This is a genomic window from Vibrio tapetis subsp. tapetis (genome assembly GCF_900233005.1).
GTDB classification, from domain to species: domain Bacteria; phylum Pseudomonadota; class Gammaproteobacteria; order Enterobacterales; family Vibrionaceae; genus Vibrio; species Vibrio tapetis.
On the sequence record NZ_LT960611.1, the window covers coordinates 1801919 to 1819514 of the forward strand.

The 17596-nt window shown below is 45.5% G+C and carries 14 protein-coding genes; 5 read left to right on the plus strand and 9 right to left on the minus strand.

Going from position 1 to position 17596, the window contains the following annotated elements:
* Positions 1-51: 51 nt before the first annotated feature.
* Both VTAP4600_RS08005 and VTAP4600_RS08010 read left to right on the plus strand, forming a co-directional pair.
* Positions 52-639, plus strand: coding sequence for a hypothetical protein (locus tag VTAP4600_RS08005; RefSeq protein WP_102522319.1), 588 nt, complete (start codon positions 52-54; stop codon positions 637-639).
* A gap of 66 nt (positions 640-705) precedes the next feature.
* Positions 706-1317, plus strand: a complete 612-nt coding sequence (locus VTAP4600_RS08010; protein ID WP_172443096.1) for a TetR/AcrR family transcriptional regulator — start codon at positions 706-708, stop codon at positions 1315-1317.
* A 100-nt stretch (positions 1318-1417) separates the two neighbouring features.
* Here VTAP4600_RS08010 and ltrA read toward each other — a convergent pair whose 3' ends face one another.
* The 6 genes from ltrA to VTAP4600_RS08045 form a co-directional block, all read right to left on the minus strand.
* Positions 1418-2701 (minus strand): group II intron reverse transcriptase/maturase, encoded by a 1284-nt coding sequence (gene ltrA, locus VTAP4600_RS08020; protein ID WP_102521018.1) that lies wholly within the window; start codon positions 2699-2701, stop codon positions 1418-1420.
* A gap of 794 nt (positions 2702-3495) precedes the next feature.
* Entirely contained in the window at positions 3496-4242 is a 747-nt protein-coding gene (kdsB, locus tag VTAP4600_RS08025; protein WP_102522321.1) for a 3-deoxy-manno-octulosonate cytidylyltransferase, read from the minus strand.
* Positions 4242-4421: a Trm112 family protein gene (locus VTAP4600_RS08030; RefSeq protein ID WP_102522322.1), complete on the minus strand. Its 180-nt coding sequence runs from the start codon at positions 4419-4421 to the stop codon at positions 4242-4244. Before VTAP4600_RS08030 ends, kdsB begins: the two co-directional genes overlap by 1 nt.
* Positions 4402-5421 (minus strand): tetraacyldisaccharide 4'-kinase, encoded by a 1020-nt coding sequence (gene lpxK / locus VTAP4600_RS08035; protein WP_102522323.1) that lies wholly within the window; start codon positions 5419-5421, stop codon positions 4402-4404. The genes VTAP4600_RS08030 and lpxK overlap by 20 nt, the downstream gene beginning before the upstream one ends.
* A gap of 7 nt (positions 5422-5428) precedes the next feature.
* Positions 5429-7177 carry a lipid A ABC transporter ATP-binding protein/permease MsbA gene (gene msbA / locus VTAP4600_RS08040; protein WP_102522324.1) on the minus strand — a complete coding sequence of 583 codons (1749 nt, stop codon included), beginning with the start codon at positions 7175-7177 and terminating at the stop codon, positions 5429-5431.
* Between the two features lie 29 nt (positions 7178-7206).
* Positions 7207-9519, minus strand: coding sequence for a DNA internalization-related competence protein ComEC/Rec2 (locus VTAP4600_RS08045; protein ID WP_102522325.1), 2313 nt, complete (start codon positions 9517-9519; stop codon positions 7207-7209).
* Between the two features lie 5 nt (positions 9520-9524).
* Between VTAP4600_RS08045 and VTAP4600_RS08050 the strand changes: the two genes are divergently transcribed.
* On the plus strand, positions 9525-10046 hold the full coding sequence (locus VTAP4600_RS08050; RefSeq protein ID WP_102522326.1) for a DUF2062 domain-containing protein: 522 nt from the start codon (positions 9525-9527) through the stop codon (positions 10044-10046).
* 158 nt (positions 10047-10204) lie between these two features.
* Here the strand turns inward: VTAP4600_RS08050 and lolE are convergent, their stop codons facing one another.
* From lolE to lolC, 3 genes are read right to left on the minus strand one after another with little or no spacing between them, the layout of a single operon-like run.
* Positions 10205-11449, minus strand: a complete 1245-nt coding sequence (gene lolE, locus VTAP4600_RS08055; RefSeq protein WP_102522327.1) for a lipoprotein-releasing ABC transporter permease subunit LolE — start codon at positions 11447-11449, stop codon at positions 10205-10207.
* Positions 11442-12152: a lipoprotein-releasing ABC transporter ATP-binding protein LolD gene (lolD, locus tag VTAP4600_RS08060; protein WP_102522328.1), complete on the minus strand. Its 711-nt coding sequence runs from the start codon at positions 12150-12152 to the stop codon at positions 11442-11444. Before lolD ends, lolE begins: the two co-directional genes overlap by 8 nt.
* A complete protein-coding gene (lolC, locus tag VTAP4600_RS08065; protein WP_102522329.1) occupies positions 12145-13353 on the minus strand; it encodes a lipoprotein-releasing ABC transporter permease subunit LolC in 1209 nt (402 codons plus the stop codon). The genes lolD and lolC overlap by 8 nt, the downstream gene beginning before the upstream one ends.
* A 178-nt stretch (positions 13354-13531) precedes the next feature.
* On the opposite strand from lolC, the gene VTAP4600_RS08070 reads away from it, so the two are divergent.
* Both VTAP4600_RS08070 and mfd read left to right on the plus strand, forming a co-directional pair.
* Positions 13532-14104 (plus strand): PilZ domain-containing protein, encoded by a 573-nt coding sequence (locus VTAP4600_RS08070; RefSeq protein ID WP_102522330.1) that lies wholly within the window; start codon positions 13532-13534, stop codon positions 14102-14104.
* A gap of 8 nt (positions 14105-14112) precedes the next feature.
* A complete protein-coding gene (gene mfd / locus VTAP4600_RS08075) occupies positions 14113-17571 on the plus strand; it encodes a transcription-repair coupling factor (protein WP_102522331.1) in 3459 nt (1152 codons plus the stop codon).
* Positions 17572-17596 lie beyond the last annotated feature (25 nt).

Here is a 17596-nt window from a genome sequence, read left to right on the forward strand (position 1 = left end):
ACAATAGCGTGAAGCAGGATGTTTCACGCTGTTGCACAAGGAGTAGTAGCTATGCAACCAAAGACACTAGAAACCTATCCAACGTTGACCCTTTGTCATATCGACAAGCTCTCAAATCATACTGCTAATTTCATGGCATCTCGAAGCAGAGAGCGGACATTTCTACCAAAAGCAGGCGCTAAATGGTGGCAAGTACGCTTTGCATCTCCGATCATTTTAGAACAATTCATCTCTACGATTTACTTACATGGCTTCTTTGACGACATCGAAATCCAAGGGCTGCAAGTTGAGATCCAAACAAAAACGGATATTTCCGCTCAGCTCATCCAAACTTTAACGGGTAAAGACGACCAACTCAGCATTACCAATATGCAAAGTGAAGTGATCAAGATTAATAATGACTCCCATGCGATGGTATGCAACAGCAAAAACAGCGGTGCAATGGTGTTTTCTGGAGAGTTAACCACTCACTTTCAATTTGATGCGACTCCATCTGCATGGATGGTATTGGAAGAACTGAGTAAAACGGTGAGTATTCACGATATCATTCACTTCGACCCTATTGGACATGTGATTGTGCGTGGCGGTGAAGAGGTGCGAGAAGCCTTAGAAAAGCAACTTAACCTATTTGAAGAATAGACTGTTTTTTTCTCTGCATTAGTGACAGTATAAAGGATGAAAAGAGCATTCAGCGAAAGGATTCCTATGCAACACCGCGGCGTTAAACGCAGAGAGTTATTAAAAGCAGCAGTACGACAACTTCTAACAGAAAATGATATTAGCGATGTCACATTTGCGGACATTGCTAAAGAAGCCAACATTCCCAAAAGCTCGGCTTATCATTTTTACGCCAATATAGATGAAATATACACAGAAGTGGCCATTCAATATGGCGAGCTATTACTTGAAGAATTAAGTAAAATTCCAACCGAAGATGAAGTGAATACTTGGCATGACATCGTTGATATTTTAGTCACTCGGGCGATTCATTTTTATCAAACTCAAACCCCAGCTCGCCAATTATTTATCTCGGGAAAGACCTCCGCTAGCATCAAGCAAAAAGATCGTAAAAACGACGAAGAGATTGCCATTGCTATCTTTACCATACTGGATCATTTCTTTCATTTGCCAAGCTTTGATCGCCAATCGGATATTTTCTTTATTTGGGTTGAAATCGTCGATACGATTTTCACTATCTCACAAATGAAATACGGCATCATAACCAAAGGCATGGAAAGTGAAGCAAAACGTGCTGCAAAAGCCTACCTTGGTACTTATTTACCCATTGATACACCGCTCAGAGTAAAGGTAACCTAGTTGCCAAACCTATAGAGCAAACCTTAATGACATCGAGTAGGGTGAGGCGTCTCCGCCTCATCCCTCTCACAGAACCGTACGTACGGACCTCGTATACGGCTCATGCACATTTCCATTCAGCATAATGGCTGAACACATATCCTGTCCTAACGTGTTCAAGGTTCACTAATCCAAGGTCGTTAAACCATTGATTTGGCATCGAGTAACTGGCTAATGGACTCGCAGCATTTCTCCAACTATCCATACAGATATACCTGAATGACCCTTCGTAACCTAGCTGTCTTAGCCTGCGGTGGAGTCGGGTCGGTTTTTTCCATAATCGTAATTGGACGCTGCGAAGTCTTCGCCTTAACCACGCGGCCAGTTTCTTAAACTCCCTGTTGGCATTCGCTATTCGAAAGTACTGGCTGAACCCTCTCAGAAGTGGATTCAGTTGTTTAATGACTTCTAACAATGGCTTACCGCCATTGCGTCTTGTCACTCGCTTCAACTTTCCTTTGAACGTCGACATTTTCTTTGGCTGAATACGGCTATAATGGCTACCGATTTCTATTCCAAGGAATTTCACACCTTCGCCGCTGTGCGCTATGTGTGATTTGGTTTCGTTCACCGTTAACTTGAGCTGTTTTTCCAGGACCTTCGTTGCCTGTACTTGCGCATTTTCTGCACCTTTACGGCTGCGACAGAAGATCAGTATGTCGTCGGCATAACGGACTATTCGATGTCCTCGCTTTCGCATCTCTTGATCAAACGCATCCAGATAGATGTTCGCTATCAGTGGGCTTATTACTCCACCTTGCGGACTACCTATCTCGGTATGCTGCCACTCTCCATCAACCATTACGCCACTTTTCAGGAACTGTTTGATGAGCTCCAGTACGCTACTGTCTGTGACTCGTTTCTTAATGCTTTTTAGAATAAGCTCATGATCGAGCTTATCGAAGCACTTCGATAAGTCCATATCTACGACGTGTTGCATTCCGTATCGACGGATGAACATCGTCGCTTTGTTTATAGCATCGTGACAACTTCGATTCGGTCTATACCCAAAGCTGGATGGGTGAAACTGCTCTTCGAAGATTGGGGTTAATAGATCATTTAGAGCTTGTTGGACAACTCTATCCCGTACTGTTGGGATCCCAAGTAATCGCACCCCACCATCATCTTTCGGTATTTCTACCCGTCTGACGGGTTGAGGGGTGTATCGCTTGGTTTTGAGTTCCAGAAGAAGTTGATCTAGGTTATCACTCAGATTTTGGGCGTAGTCGCTTAGGCTCTGCCTATCTATTCCGGCCGCGCCTTTCGCTTTCCACACTTTTTTAAATCCTTTATAGAGTCGCTCTTTGTGGAGCAAGTGACCATATAAACTGTAGTAAACTCTCAACTTTTTCCTTTAGATTGTGTGCCGTGTGGGGACAAATGCTCTCTCACAGTGTTGGTGTATTTCACTCCACTCTCTAGCCTTCTAGCTCAATGGCAATTTACTAGAGTGAGTCAGAGTTACTCCCTTGTACGGTTTCTCGCTTCAGTGCTTTGCTTTCACAAAGACCGAGACGGAATACCTCGATAGCTAATCAACTTGTATACCACTGAAAAAAAAAAACATCTGCTCATCACAGACTTAAAATGTACTTCATCCCTTCGCAACACCAGATTGCTTTTGGCAAAATGTTGTCCCATCAGACGTGTTACTGATGGTCAGCTCAGTTTTATCCTCCACACCATTACTGGGCTTCACCGGCCGAGCTTTACTCACTACTACGGATTCATCTGCCACCTCGCACCAACATAGATCTTGGCTCTCGCCTTGAGTTTATGCTTCCGACGTTTGCTCGGATGTGATGTCAGGCTTCCCCAGTTACTGCACTGGCTCCCTGTTAACAATGCCACCCTCAAGCACAATCTAGGTCTGATTGAGTATCGGGCTTCACGCTATTTTGCACGCTTACCCACCTAAATTGCCGAATCAGGTTCACTTTCGTTGTGTACTGTTAACTTCCTATCGCTTCCTTCAAACCCTGCCGTTGGCCAGCAACGCCCTTGCGATTCGGATTATCTTCCCCTCAATCAGGGTGATTTAGGCTTCTTTCAGCCTAACGGGTTTGCCAGCTTCGCTGGGCAAACAAAAAAGCCGCTAAATGACTTCATCTAGCGGCTTTTTGTTGTTGGCTCTGTATCCTATTCTAAGATACGTCTTACAGCTTCCAGATCTTCTGGGGTATCAACACCCGCGGGTGGCGCGATTTTAGCAACCGCTACGTGAATTTTTTCACCATACCAAAGCACTCGCAGCTGCTCTAAGCATTCAATTTTCTCAAGTGCGCTCGGTTGCCAGTTAATATAAGTATTAACAAAGCCAGCACGATAGGCATAAATGCCAATATGACGTTGAAGCGGCTGGGCTAATTTCTTAGAGTTTTGTGCAAACGCGTCTCTATCCCATGGGATAGTCGCACGACTAAAATAAAGCGCATAACCTTTCGCGTCAGTCACCACTTTTACCGCATTTGGATTAAATGCTTCTGCTTCATCGGTGATATCAACTGACAGTGTCGCCATAGGCGCTTCACTGCCTGCCAGGTTGTCCGCAACCTGACGAATGATCTCCGGTGGGATCAAAGGTTCATCACCTTGAACGTTAACGATAATATGCGATTCAGGGATCGACATTTTCTCGATCACTTCAGCTAACCTTTCTGTACCCGACTCGTGGTTAGGCGACGTCATACAAACGTCGGCACCAAACCCATGAGCAACCGCTTCAACACGGCTATCATCAGTCGCAATAATAACCTTGTCAGCGCCCGATAGCATCGCTTGCTGATAAACCCACTCAATCATAGGCTTACCGGCGATGTCCGCTAGCGGTTTGCCAGGTAACCGAGTTGACTGGTAACGTGCGGGAATAATAACCGTGAAAGACATTACTTCCCCTCGTCCATTGACATGGTGCGAGCTTCGGGCGCAATAAGCACTGGGATCCCTTCTTTAATAGGGTAAGCAAGCTTATCAAACTTGCAAATCAGCTCTTGCTTATCTTTGTCATAAGTCAGCTTACCTTTACATAATGGGCAAGCTACGATTTCAAGAAGACGATGATCCATAGTGTTCCTTTACCTCTATAATTTTTCTAATAATTTGTTGTGCATTTTCTGGTAACTGAGCAGATACCGGAAGATACCACCAATTGCTTTCGCTAAACATAGCGCACTTAACGGCGTCTTTTTCCGTCATGATGACGTGATCGCCGTGTTGTAATAGTCCGTTAACTTGCGCTTTAGTGATGGCTTGATGATCGGCGAATCCTTGAGTTTTCACTACTTGGGCATCAAGTTCGCTCAAGGTATTGAAAAAACGTTGCGGATGACCAATCCCAGCAAAAGCGACCAGGTTTTTTAACTCGCTGACTGGCCTTTGTTCACAGGTAGCCAGGTTAATCGCCATGCTCGGTTTGAGTTGCATTGCAAACTCTCCTCCGCGTGCCACACCACCATTGGTAATAAGATAATCGACCTCAGGTAGCCTTGTCACATCCTCACGCAATGGCCCTAAAGGCAGTAGCTTCTGATTTCCAAAACGACGTTGACCATCAATGACCACGATTTCAATGTCTCTTTGCAAAGCATAGTGCTGTAGCCCATCGTCGGTGATCACTACGTCAATCGGGTTCGTTTTATCCGCTTGCGCTAATAGTGACTGTACCGCTTGGCTTCGGTTTGGGTCTACTACCACGTCCGCGCCCGTTCTGCGACGAATCAATAATGGTTCATCGCCGCATTCACTTGTGTGTGAGTCGTGCTGGACAACAAACGGATAGTGTTTGGCTTTACCACCATAACCACGAGACACCACACCAACGCGCAGACCTTTCGCTTGCAATTGTTCGACTAACCAAACCACGACCGGAGTTTTACCATTACCACCAGCGGTAATGTTGCCAACGACCACAATAGGTACAGGCGCTCGATAACTGGGTTTAACACCCGATTGAAAATCTTGTCGACGCTTTCGACTGATCGCACCAAATAAAACGCTCAGTGGCCACAACACTGGCCAAAGTAGCCATCTCGTCCAGTGTTGCTCAAACCAAATCTTATCGACCATTTAGCCTTTACTCGCTAAATTGAATTTTATGTAGCTGCGCGTATGCCCCACCCAACTCTAAAAGCTCTGAATGATGACCACGTTCCACAATTTGACCATTGTCGACCACGAGTATTTCATCTGCGTTTTCGATGGTAGACAGTCGGTGAGCAATAACCAATACCGTCTTGTTCTTTTGCAGTTCATCTAATGCCGATTGAATGGCACGCTCAGACTCTGTATCCAGTGCAGACGTTGCTTCATCCAAAATAAGTACCGGAGAGTCACGCAGTAGTGCACGAGCAATGGCTAAACGCTGACGTTGGCCACCAGAAAGGTTGGCACCATTTTCACCGATCACCGTGTCATAGCCCTGATCCAGCCCCAAAATAAAGTCATGAGCATAAGCCAATTCAGCCGCGTGCTCGATTTGCTCTTGGTTGTATTTGTCTTCAGCCGCATAAGCAATATTGTTCGCTACGCTGTCATTAAACAAATGAACGTGCTGAGATACCAAGCCAAAATGAGTTCGTAGATTTTTCAGCTCATAATCACGAATATCACTACCATCAAGCGTGATTTGACCGTCATCTAAGTCGTAGAAACGAGTAAACAGGTTAGCAATGGTACTTTTTCCTGAACCAGAACGACCCACTAACGCCACCGTTTTCCCCGCAGGCAATGTAAAACTTACATCGCGTAATGCAGGCGTTTCACTTGTTGGGTAAGTGAATGTCGCATTTTTCACTTCAATGTCACCTGACGCTTTTTGCTTCGTCACTTTGCCATTGTCTTCTTCTGTTGGCATATCCATTAAACCAAACAGCGTTTGACAAGCCGCCATACCACGTTGGAAATCAGACGTCACCGCCGTTAATCCACGAAGAGGACGCAACATGCTTAACATGGCAGAGAACACAACCGTGAATGTACCCGCGGTTAAGTCTGCACGAATAGAATCAACGCTCGCTAGAAACAACACCGTCACAAGCGCCATTGAACCGATCATTTGGATCACAGGGCTCGCCAATTGCTGAGCCACTACCATTTTCATCGTTTGCTGACGCATGCGATTACTGACGGATTCAAAACGACCTTTTTCTACGTCTTGACCGCCGTAGCTCAATACCACTTTGTGGCCGTTAAGCATTTGTTCAGAAGACGTGGTTAAGTTACCCATCTCTGTTTGCATGTCTTTTGAAATTCGTCTAAAGCGCTTAGATACCTTGCTAATTGATATCCCTACGATAGGGCCAACAACCAGCAGTACCAGAGACAACTCCCAGCTGCTCCAGACCATAAGCCCAATAAGACCGATAATACTTGCCGTTTCACGAACAATATTGACTAATGCTTGGCTAGTCGCCGATGCCACCTGCTCTGTATCGTAAGTAATTCGGGATAATAGGCTACCCGTTGATTCTTTATCAAAGAACGCCACCGGCATTTTCATGAAATGATTAAATATTTGCTGACGCAAAGACATAACGACGTTATTCGACACCCAGCTCATGCAGTATGCAGAGACAAACCCACTAGTGCCACGAATCAACATCAGCGCCAAGATAATAAAGGGCATTTGACGTAAAAAATTGGAATCTGCGTTGCCAAAGCCATCGTCTAAAAGTGGCTTAAGAAGAGAAAGCATGTAAGTGTCACTTAATGCGTTGATAACCAGAGTAACAACGGCGACAGCAATACCGGCTTTAAAAAGCGAAATATAAGGCCAAAGGCGCTTAAAAGTCTGTTTGGTCGATTGATCTTGTTCGTGCGACATAACTTATTATTTTTCGTTAAAATTTTGCCTTATTCTACTCTGTTACGCACTGTCTGCCTATACCACCTTGGTGAAAGGTGTTTTCTCGCACTAGATACTTGATATACATCGTTTTTAAAGTGAACGGTTATCTGCCCGTGCGTGCCGGTATCCATCCACTTCGACGCCACTAAGCTATATTGATCCAAAACTTGCACTGCGGGCATCCCCCACTGATTATCGAGAGCCAAAGAAGCCAATGCGAGTTTTGGTTTCACCTGATTAACAAAAAGCCCCTTGGAAGAGGTCGCACTTCCGTGATGAGGCACTAACATGATCTCCGCTCGCATTAGCGCCTTATTTCTTGCCAAGATCATCTCGCTGATGGCATCAATATCCCCTGTTAACAACACTTGCGTGTGGCCGTCATCCACGGTAATCACACACGAATGCGGGTTGTAAGCTCTCTTTACCATTTTAGGAGGCCAATGGACGGTAAACTGCAATCCATTCCAGTGCCATTGATCCCCCTTCACGCAACTAGAGTAGCCAGGTAAATGCTGACTGGCTCGCTTCCATTTAGGGTTAAGCGCTTTAACTGCATAGTCTCTTCCTCCCGCATGGTCGTTATCTAAGTGACTTAATATCAACCCATCTAATTCGTGTATTGCTAACGTTTTCAATACTGGCTGTACAACACTTTGGACATAGCTGCCACCAGGCCAGGCAAGCCCCGTATCATAAAGTACGGCTTCACCTTGCCTTTCAATCAACACCGCTAATCCGTGCCCCACATCTAACACGTGGAGGTACCAACCCTCTCGGGATCGATAAGGCCAAAGAGTCAGCATAAAAACGGCGCAAACAACCATCAACTGCATGCGATTGAAAATCAAGTAACAAGAAACCAATAGCAATGGCAGCACACTCAAAGCCGTCCATTGACTACCAATGTTTAACCAAGCATCGCTAGCGTACGTCATCGAGTGAACAATCGGCCATAACGCGATGTCCACCCCCGTCCAAATCATTTGGGCCACCAAGGGAAAGTAAGGCATGCAAAATAACCCCACCGCGATGAGCGGCATGACCAAAACTCCCACCATTGGCACAAACAATAAGTTGTAAAACGGAGCCAACCCGCTAAAGCCTTGAAACAGGTAAATACTGATGGGTAGCATGCCCACCAAGATCCAAAACTGAAAGCAGAACAATTGCTTTATTCGTCCTCTCCAGCCCCCTCGAAATTTATGTATACCAATGAACAAATAAATAACGGCTACGGCACAAAATGACATCCAAAATCCTGATGACATCACAGCGAAAGGATCCAGAATCAGTAAACTGCTTAAACAAATTAAGATGACTTTCCAAGCATTAAAATACAGCCCCACTGAATGAAAAAAGACCAGTATCGAGCACATGAATAATGCGCGTTGAGTCGGTAAACTAAACCCCGCTAACCAAGCATAGCCAAACGCGAACGCGACGCCAATACACCAAGGCAACCAAGGCAAGAAATGTAAACCGAACCGACGGTATTTCAGATTAGGATAAATGGGCAGCATCAGTAGCATATTGACAGCAATCCCGAGCCAATACCCCACCGCAAAGGCAAGGCCGATGTGCAAACCAGAAATAGCCATGAGATGAACCAGCCCACTGTTTTTAAGATGCTCCCAGTCGTCAGAGCTTAAACCCCGTCGGTCACCAAAAGTAAGGGCTAAAAGATAAGCATGAGAATCAAGGTCTTCACTTTGACGAATAAGCTGCGCATGAAGCTTGGCTCTCAATGACGCGCGGTTATCGACTCTTTGCGCACTTTTTACGACAGCGTTAGCATGCCAACCTTGAGTCAGGTAGTGCTTTTCTTTATCGAAACCCGCTATATTAAGGCGCCCCAATACCGGCTTTAGTGTCACATCAAGTCGCCAACGCTCACCAAGTTGCGGTAATTCGCCCTGATTGGACAATATTTCGCCATTTGGCCACAAGATTTGTAACCTCGGCTTATAATAAATAGGCAGAGGACGGTTATTTAATTGATTCACAACAAAAGAAGACTGATAGCCATGAGTTAATGGCTTAAAAAAACTATCAATTTGGCCTGTTATGGTAGTATCCTGACTGCCGTCAAATAAGACATCAATCTGTTGCTGGTATAACGATGCGTGTGAAAGCACCACGAAGACAGCAAAGAGTATCCCTCGAAGAAAGCCAAGAAACGGCGTTAATAGCGTAATGGGTATGAGAATACCTAACGGAATTAACCACGAGGGGTGCGGCATGGTTGTCCAAAGGGCCGATGAACAAACCAATGCGATAAAAGAAACCATTGTCCAGCAAGAAAAGTGAGCCATCATTCCTTATGCCGAAGAAATTAATTCAACGTTTTATGCCTGATCACGAATTGATAAAACGTCAGAAGGCTTTAAAAATATTTGGCAACGTTCTGTATAATCCGAACCTTTGGTGTTTAAACCGCCGTTCGGCTGCAGGTGCATTTGCCGTGGGTCTATTTATGGCCTTCGTTCCATTACCAAGCCAAATGATCATGGCTGCAGGCGCAGCTATTCTTTGTGGAGTAAATCTGCCGCTGTCGGTCGCCTTGGTATGGATCAGCAACCCGATAACCATGCCAATCATGTTTTATTTTGCTTACAAAGTAGGCGCCGTTGCTATGTCTGTGCCACCTCAAGCTTTTCATTTTGAACTGTCTTGGGATTTCATCATGAGTCAGATGTCGACCATTGGACCTCCGTTCATTCTTGGCTGCGCCATTTGCGGCATTGTTTCAGCCATGATCGGTTATTTTGGTATCAAAGGACTTTGGCGCTATTCAGTTGTTAGAAGCTGGCAAAAACGTAGTATTAGGTTCAAGCTGCGCTAAGTTCAAAGACTATTGGTTAGGGCTGCGCGTTTCTTCGAGACGTAAAACACATTCATGTAATTGAATTGTTTATCAAAATCTAAAAAAGGGCCTTTCGGCCCTTTTTTAATGCGTTCCACCCTGCGATGTCTAATAACCGCATATGGATATAGATTCGACTATTTCGAGCTGAGCACCGCTGCTGGGTTCATACTGCTCGCTCGGCTTGCTGGGTATAGCGTTGCAAGTAGGCTCAGGACAATCGCTGTACCCGACACCATCACCACATCCATCATGTTGACTTGCGATGGCAAGAACTCGACAAAATAGATATCACCAGATAAAAACTGATGCCCAATCAGTCCCTCTAAACCTTTAAGCAAAGGAGTGAGATTATAAGCAACAGCAAGACCAACTAGGCTACCAGTAATGCTGCCAGTCACCCCAGAAAATACACCCTGCCAAATAAATATGCGCCTGATCAATCCGTTTGTCGCCCCCATCGTCTTTAAGATGGCAATGTCACCCGCTCTATCTTTTACTGCCATCATTAACGTCGACACGATATTAAAACAGGCCACGCCTATCACGAGCACCATCACTAAATACATAATGGTACGTACAAGCTGAATATCTCGATACAAGAAACCGTATTTTTGCTTCCAGCTTTTCAGGTACACATAAACCGGTAACTGACTGCCAACTTCACGAATGATCGAGTCGGCTTGCAATACGTCAGTAGTTTTAACGGATACCCCCGTTACTGTGTTGCCTAAACCGGTATAAGCTTGCGCATCTTCTATTGGAAGCAACGCTAGGCCGTGATCTATTTGGCCGCCCAAAGATAAGAACCCTGTGACTTTTAGGCGCACTCTTTTCGGTGAGCGTACTTTCAAATCGTCACTGGCAGGCGGCAACAACAACGTGACATAGTCACCGACCTCAGCGCCGATGTTTTGCGCAATGCCTTTACCTAAAATGACTTGTTTACTACCAGGCTCAAAGTTTTCCCACGCATTCTCGGTCATATAACGAGAAAGGTCAGACACACGAGACTCCGCTTTCGGGTCGACTCCACGCACTTCCAACGCTTTAAGCTTCGCGCCTTTTTCTATCAAGCCTGTCATACGAACATAAGGGGCTGCTGCCTCTACACGCTCGTTGCTTTCAGCGATAGAGATAATATCTTGCCATTGCGTTACAGGCTCTTTAACGCCTTCAAACTCACCATGGGCAACGACAGAAAGTACTCGCTGTTGCAATTCACGTTCAAAGCCGTTCATTGCAGACAAGCCAATAATAATCACGGCAACGCCGACAGCAATTCCTACTGTTGAAGACAAGGAAATAAACGACACCATCTTGTTGCGTTTTTTGGCTCGGCTAAATCGGCCACCAATGAAAAGAGATAACCATTTATGCATCGGCTGCTGCCTTTTTATTCGTTGCACTATCGTCGGTTAATAGCCCATCCTTCATAGACAATTGGCGATCCATTTTACCCGCGAGTTCGCTATCATGCGTGACGACCAAAAAAGCAGTGCCTGATTCTTGATTCAACTCTCGCATCAGATCATAAATAGATAAAGCGGTTGCGTGATCTAAGTTTCCGGTCGGTTCATCGGCCAATACTAAAGCGGGTTTATTAACCAATGCTCGTGCAATAGCAACACGCTGACGCTCTCCACCAGAAAGCTCTGAAGGACGGTGTTCAACTCGGTGGCCTAATCCAACCTTTTCAAGTAATTCGTTCGCGCGCTTTTTCGCTTCAACGACGTTGACTCCGCCAATCATCAAGGGCATCGCGACGTTTTCAAGCGCGGTAAAATCCGCAAGAAGATGATGGAATTGATAGACAAAACCAAGATACTGATTACGAATTTTTGCTTGCTTGTTGCTGGTTTGCTTATCAAGCTGCTCACCCCGGAAGGTCACGTGACCAGAACTTGCGTCGTCTAACGCACCAAGAATATGCAGTAACGTACTTTTACCCGAACCAGACGAGCCAATAATCGATGCCAACTCTCCTTGTTTAAGTGAGAAACTCACCCCTTTTAACACCTCTGTATCCATCCCACCTTCTTGGTAAGTTTTGCAAACAGATTGGCAATGTAAAAGATCACTCATAACGTAGGGCCTCGGCAGGTTTTACCGACGATGCGCGGTAAGAAGGGAAAAGCGTTGCAACAATACTGAGCACTATCGCCAGTACAATAACAGTAATAATTTGCATTGGAATAATGAGAACAGGCAACTCAGTACCAACAGAGAACAAACTGACTCCCAGTATTTTTAGGAGATCATTTAAATATAAAGACAAGGTTACCCCAAGCGCTCCTCCAACTAGAGAACCGATGATACCGCTGCTAGCACCTTGAACCATAAACACCATCAAGACCTGATGATTCGTCATACCTTGCGTTTTCAAAATCGCTACTTCTGCTTGTTTTTCCATCACCACCATAATAAGGGCCGAAATGATGTTAAACGCCGCGACACCGACGATCAAACCAAGCATTAAGCCCATCATGTTTTTTTCCATTTTAACGGCTTGAAATAACTCTCCCCTTTGTTCTCGCCAGTCACTCCAGTGCCAGTCGTCTGGTAAAGGCTGTTTGGCTAAAGTCGAGACCACAAACGGATCTTCAAAAAACAAACGCCATCCTGTAATGGTGTCTCTTGAATATTTCATTAAGCGACCAACGTCCTCAATGTTTGCCACCATTAATTGGGCGTCAATATCTGAACCGGTATTAAACAAACCAGCCACAGTAAAGTTTCGTTGCCTTGGTACACGACCAAGCGGAGTAAACTGGCTAGCTCCGGTAACCATTAACCGCACTTTGTCACCCACACGTACATTTAATTGCCTGGACAACGCATGACCTAAGAACACTCGGTAATCCCCCGCCTGCAAAGAGGCCAATTGGCCGCCAATCAAATGATATTGAATCGGATCATTTTCGCTAGGATCAATACCGATAAGTAGACCTGCCGATAATTGTGCCGGGCTTTGGATAACCGCTTCACTTCGAACAATGGGATGCACAGATTGCACGTGTGGCATGCTGGTGAGAAACTCGGGGGGCAGTTCAGAACGCTCTGTTTTCCCATCTTGGGTGGAAACAACGGCCTGAGGAAGCACCCCAAGAATGCGGCCCTTTAACTGCGCTTCAAACCCATTCATTACAGAAAGCACCGTAATCAAAGACATAACGCCAATAGTGATGCCCGCCGTAGACATATAGGAGACAAAGCGGCTAAATCGGTCACCTGATCGGCCACGTAAATAACGCAAACCGATGTAGGCCGAAATTGGATGGAACATAGAGTAAAACCTTAGATAAATGCTAGCGGTTAATGTAACGATAAAGCGCGGCCAGTTATAGCATTTCTTGGCAAAATGGCGGATTAATGACTAAAACCTCACACACTAAGGAGAAGTTTCCTTGATTCATTCGCCAACACTGCGATAATCAAAAGGTTAGCCTAAAAGGAAGTGAAGTATGGACCCACAAGAATTCTTTTCCGTTCAACACGGATTAACCGCCAATGTCGAACCCTTGGTCGACGGCTATACTTTGCCTGAAATGGATGATTTCGTCGCTGAAATCCCAACGCCTTTTATGGTGGCTTCAGAGTTCAGTACACTCGATACCTTAACGGATAGAGCCATCAATGAACTAAAAAACAGCGACCTGACTTACGTGGTACAACTGCTTGATGCACAGAACAGCAAACTAAATCTGTTACTTACTTTTATGCTGTCGCAACAAAATGAATCTAAATTCGCCCACACAACGGTTAGCTTTGGCGCAAGTCAGTTTAGCTACCTGGCTAATCGCCCTTTGAAGCGTGGGCAACTTGTGCGCGTAAAACTGTTTCTAGAGCGCCCAGCCGCTGCTATCTATTGCTACGGTCAAGTCAGTAACAGTGAACCATCGGATCAACACAGTATAATGACTATTTCATTTGTGCGCCTACGTGATGAAGACCAAGATCTCCTCATCAAAGCCGCGCTCTTCCAACAACAAAAACTTTTGCGTCAGCGTTCCCGCGATCGTGACGAGAATAAATAAACACCCTTATGCCTAAATCCTCATTACTCTCTCTCGCTTTACCGACCAAAGCGGGTGATAAAAAACACGTCGGAAACCTAACCGGTGCTTCATTATCCATCGCTGTTGCCGAGCTTGCAGACGCACACAAAGGCCATACGCTTTTGGTTGTCCCTGATCCGCAAATGGCTCTAAAACTCTCTGGCGAAGTAGAACAATTTACAGAACAAGATGTTCAATTGTTCCCTGATTGGGAAACCTTGCCATACGATAATTTCTCGCCACACCAAGACATTATCTCGGATCGAATCGCACATTTATACCGATTGCCTAGCCAGAAAAATGGCATCACGGTTGTACCCATCAGCACCTTGCTGCAAAAGCAGTCTCCGCGAGACTTCTTATTGCAACATACCTTAATGGTAAAAGCAGGCGATCGATACAACATAGAAACACTGCGAATTCAATTAGACAAATCCGGTTATCGCAATGTAGACCAAGTGTTTGGTCCGGGCGAATACGCAAGCCGTGGTTCGATCATCGATCTGTACCCAACCGGCAGCACAGACCCCTACCGGATCGACTTTTTCGATGATGAAATCGATTCAATTCGAACCTTTGATGCGGAATCTCAACGTTCCATTGAAGATATTGGCCACATTCGCCTACTGCCTGCTCACGAGTTCCCAACGACAGAAACAGCCATTGAAGCTTTCCGTAGCCGTTGGCGTCAACGTTTTGAAGCCAGACGCGAGCCCGAATCTGTTTACATGCAAGTCAGCAAAGGCACCTGGCCGTCAGGAATAGAATATTGGCAACCGCTGTTTTTTGACGAAACAGAAACCCTATTTGACTATATCGCCGACAACACACTGCTGATTTCAATTGGTGACCTAGAGCCAAGCATCGATCACTTCTTAGCCGATGTCGATCACCGTTTTGAACAACGTAAAGTCGACCCACTGCGCCCTCTTTTACCACCAGAAGAATTGTGGCTAAAAAAGGATGAGTTGTTTAGTCAACTCAAAGTCATGCCGCAAGCTCGACTTAACGTTAAAAAAATAGAAGAAAAAGCCGGTCGTTCTAACCCTGCTATCGCGCCTTTACCCGCATTACACGCACAACATCAAAATAAAGAACCGCTTGCCGCATTGCGTCAATTCATTGAACAATTTGAAGGTAAGATCGTCTTTTCAGTTGAGTCTGAAGGCCGACGTGAAGCCCTTCTTGAGCTACTACAAGGCATCAAATTAAAACCAACCGCTACCGATAGCCTAACGAAAGCGAGTAAAGGCAAAGCCCGGGTTTCATTAATTCTTGGTGTCGCTGAACACGGGTTTATCCACAGAGATCCTAACATTGCGCTTATCTGCGAAAGCGATCTATTAGGCGATCGCGTTATTCAACGCCGTAAAAAAGACCGTAAAGCCGTTAATAGTGACACGGTTATCCGCCATTTAGCCGAATTGAAGCCAGGCCAACCCGTTGTACATCTCGATCATGGTATTGGCCGATACATCGGCCTTCAAACACTAGAAGCCGGCGGTCTTGTTACAGAATACGTTACTCTTGAGTACCAAAACGAAGCCAAACTATACGTACCCGTTGCCTCATTAAATCTAATTAGCCGCTATTCAGGTGGCGCGGAAGACAAAGCACCGATTCACAAACTTGGCGGCGAAACTTGGGTTAAAGCTCGTAGAAAAGCGGCAGAAAAAGTGCGTGATGTGGCAGCAGAATTACTCGATGTGTACGCTAAACGTGAGCTAAAACCCGGTCATAAATTCAAACTCGACCGTGGGCAATATGCCACGTTCAAATCTAGCTTTCCGTTTGAAGAAACGGACGATCAAGCCATGGCCATCAATGCAGTAATGTCTGACATGTGCCAAGCCAAAGCCATGGACCGCCTTGTATGTGGTGATGTAGGTTTCGGTAAAACAGAAGTCGCCATGCGAGCGGCTTTCATCGCCACCGACAACAATAAACAAGTCGCGGTATTGGTACCCACAACCTTGCTGGCACAACAACACTTTGAGAACTTTCGAGACCGTTTCGCCAACCTTCCTATACGGGTAGAGGTTTTATCTCGATTTAAGTCAGCTAAGGAACAAAAGCAAATTCTAGCCGACCTCTCAGAGGGCAAGGTCGACATCATTATTGGCACGCACAAATTACTTCAAGACGATATCAAGTTCCGAGACCTTGGCTTGCTCGTCGTGGATGAAGAACACCGGTTCGGTGTGCGCCAAAAAGAAAAAGTCAAAGCCATGCGAGCAGACGTAGACATTCTAACGCTGACCGCAACGCCCATTCCGCGTACGCTAAACATGGCCATGAGCGGCATGCGTGATTTGTCCATTATCGCAACACCACCAGCTCGCCGTTTAGCGATAAAAACCTTTGTGCGTGAAAGTGAAGACAGCGTAGTGCGTGAGGCAATTTTGCGAGAAATTATGCGTGGTGGCCAAGTTTACTTCCTTCATAACCAAGTTGAAACGATTGAAAAAGTCGCTGCCGATTTGGAAAAGCTGATCCCAGAAGCTCGTGTTACCGTCGCACACGGACAAATGAGAGAGCGTGAGCTTGAACGAGTGATGAACGACTTTTACCACCAAAGATTCAACCTCTTGGTGTGTACTACCATCATAGAAACTGGTATCGATGTCCCAACCGCCAACACCATTATCATGGACAGAGCCGATAACCTTGGTTTGGCTCAGTTGCACCAACTACGAGGCCGTGTTGGTCGCTCTCATCACCAAGCTTATGCATACTTACTGACTCCTCATCCAAAAGCCATGAGCAAAGATGCAATCAAACGCCTTGATGCCATTGCGTCATTGGAAGATCTTGGTGCTGGTTTTACACTCGCAACCCACGATTTAGAAATTCGTGGCGCAGGTGAATTACTTGGTGATGATCAAAGTGGCCAAATCCACTCCGTTGGCTTTACACTTTATATGGAAATGCTCGAACAGGCCGTCGAAGCACTTAAAGAAGGTAAAGAGCCTTCCTTAGATGAGCTACTAAGGGACCAAACAGAAGTAGAGCTTCGATTACCAGCCTTACTGCCAGATGATTACATTCCAGATGTAAACATGCGGCTGTCTATGTATAAACGTATCGCCTCTGTTAGTAACTTAAATGAACTGGCTGAGATGAAGGTTGAACTGATTGACCGCTTTGGGCCGCTCCCAGATGCAACCAAGAACCTGCTTTCTGTTAGCGAAATTAAACTCCAAGCCGGACAACTTCATGTTAAAAAGCTAGAAGCCCATCCAAAAGGCGGTTTTGTTGAATTTTATCCAACGGCTGACATAAACCCTGCGTATCTTGTTAAATTGCTGCAATCAACGCCGCAAAAGTTTGGCATGGAAGGTCCAACTAAGCTGAAGTTTACGGTACCATTAACCGATAGACGAGAACGCATTCGCTTTATCAACGATTTATTAGAGCAATTTGCTCAAAACCGATTACCTGCATAGGTTATTACTTGTAAAATTGTTAGAT

Excerpts from the sequence above, each read along its gene's own strand:
- VTAP4600_RS08005 (WP_102522319.1), top strand. The coding sequence starts at position 52 with ATGCAACCAAAGACACTAGAAACCTATCCAACGTTGACCCTTTGTCAT.
- VTAP4600_RS08010 (WP_172443096.1), top strand. The coding sequence starts at position 706 with ATGCAACACCGCGGCGTTAAACGCAGAGAGTTATTAAAAGCAGCAGTA.
- kdsB (WP_102522321.1), bottom strand. The coding sequence starts at position 4,242 with ATGTCTTTCACGGTTATTATTCCCGCACGTTACCAGTCAACTCGGTTA.
- VTAP4600_RS08030 (WP_102522322.1), bottom strand. The coding sequence starts at position 4,421 with ATGGATCATCGTCTTCTTGAAATCGTAGCTTGCCCATTATGTAAAGGT.
- lpxK (WP_102522323.1), bottom strand. The coding sequence starts at position 5,421 with ATGGTCGATAAGATTTGGTTTGAGCAACACTGGACGAGATGGCTACTT.
- msbA (WP_102522324.1), bottom strand. The coding sequence starts at position 7,177 with ATGTCGCACGAACAAGATCAATCGACCAAACAGACTTTTAAGCGCCTT.
- VTAP4600_RS08045 (WP_102522325.1), bottom strand. The coding sequence starts at position 9,519 with ATGATGGCTCACTTTTCTTGCTGGACAATGGTTTCTTTTATCGCATTG.
- VTAP4600_RS08050 (WP_102522326.1), top strand. The coding sequence starts at position 9,525 with ATGCCGAAGAAATTAATTCAACGTTTTATGCCTGATCACGAATTGATA.
- lolE (WP_102522327.1), bottom strand. The coding sequence starts at position 11,449 with ATGCATAAATGGTTATCTCTTTTCATTGGTGGCCGATTTAGCCGAGCC.
- lolD (WP_102522328.1), bottom strand. The coding sequence starts at position 12,152 with ATGAGTGATCTTTTACATTGCCAATCTGTTTGCAAAACTTACCAAGAA.
- lolC (WP_102522329.1), bottom strand. The coding sequence starts at position 13,353 with ATGTTCCATCCAATTTCGGCCTACATCGGTTTGCGTTATTTACGTGGC.
- VTAP4600_RS08070 (WP_102522330.1), top strand. The coding sequence starts at position 13,532 with ATGGACCCACAAGAATTCTTTTCCGTTCAACACGGATTAACCGCCAAT.
- mfd (WP_102522331.1), top strand. The coding sequence starts at position 14,113 with ATGCCTAAATCCTCATTACTCTCTCTCGCTTTACCGACCAAAGCGGGT.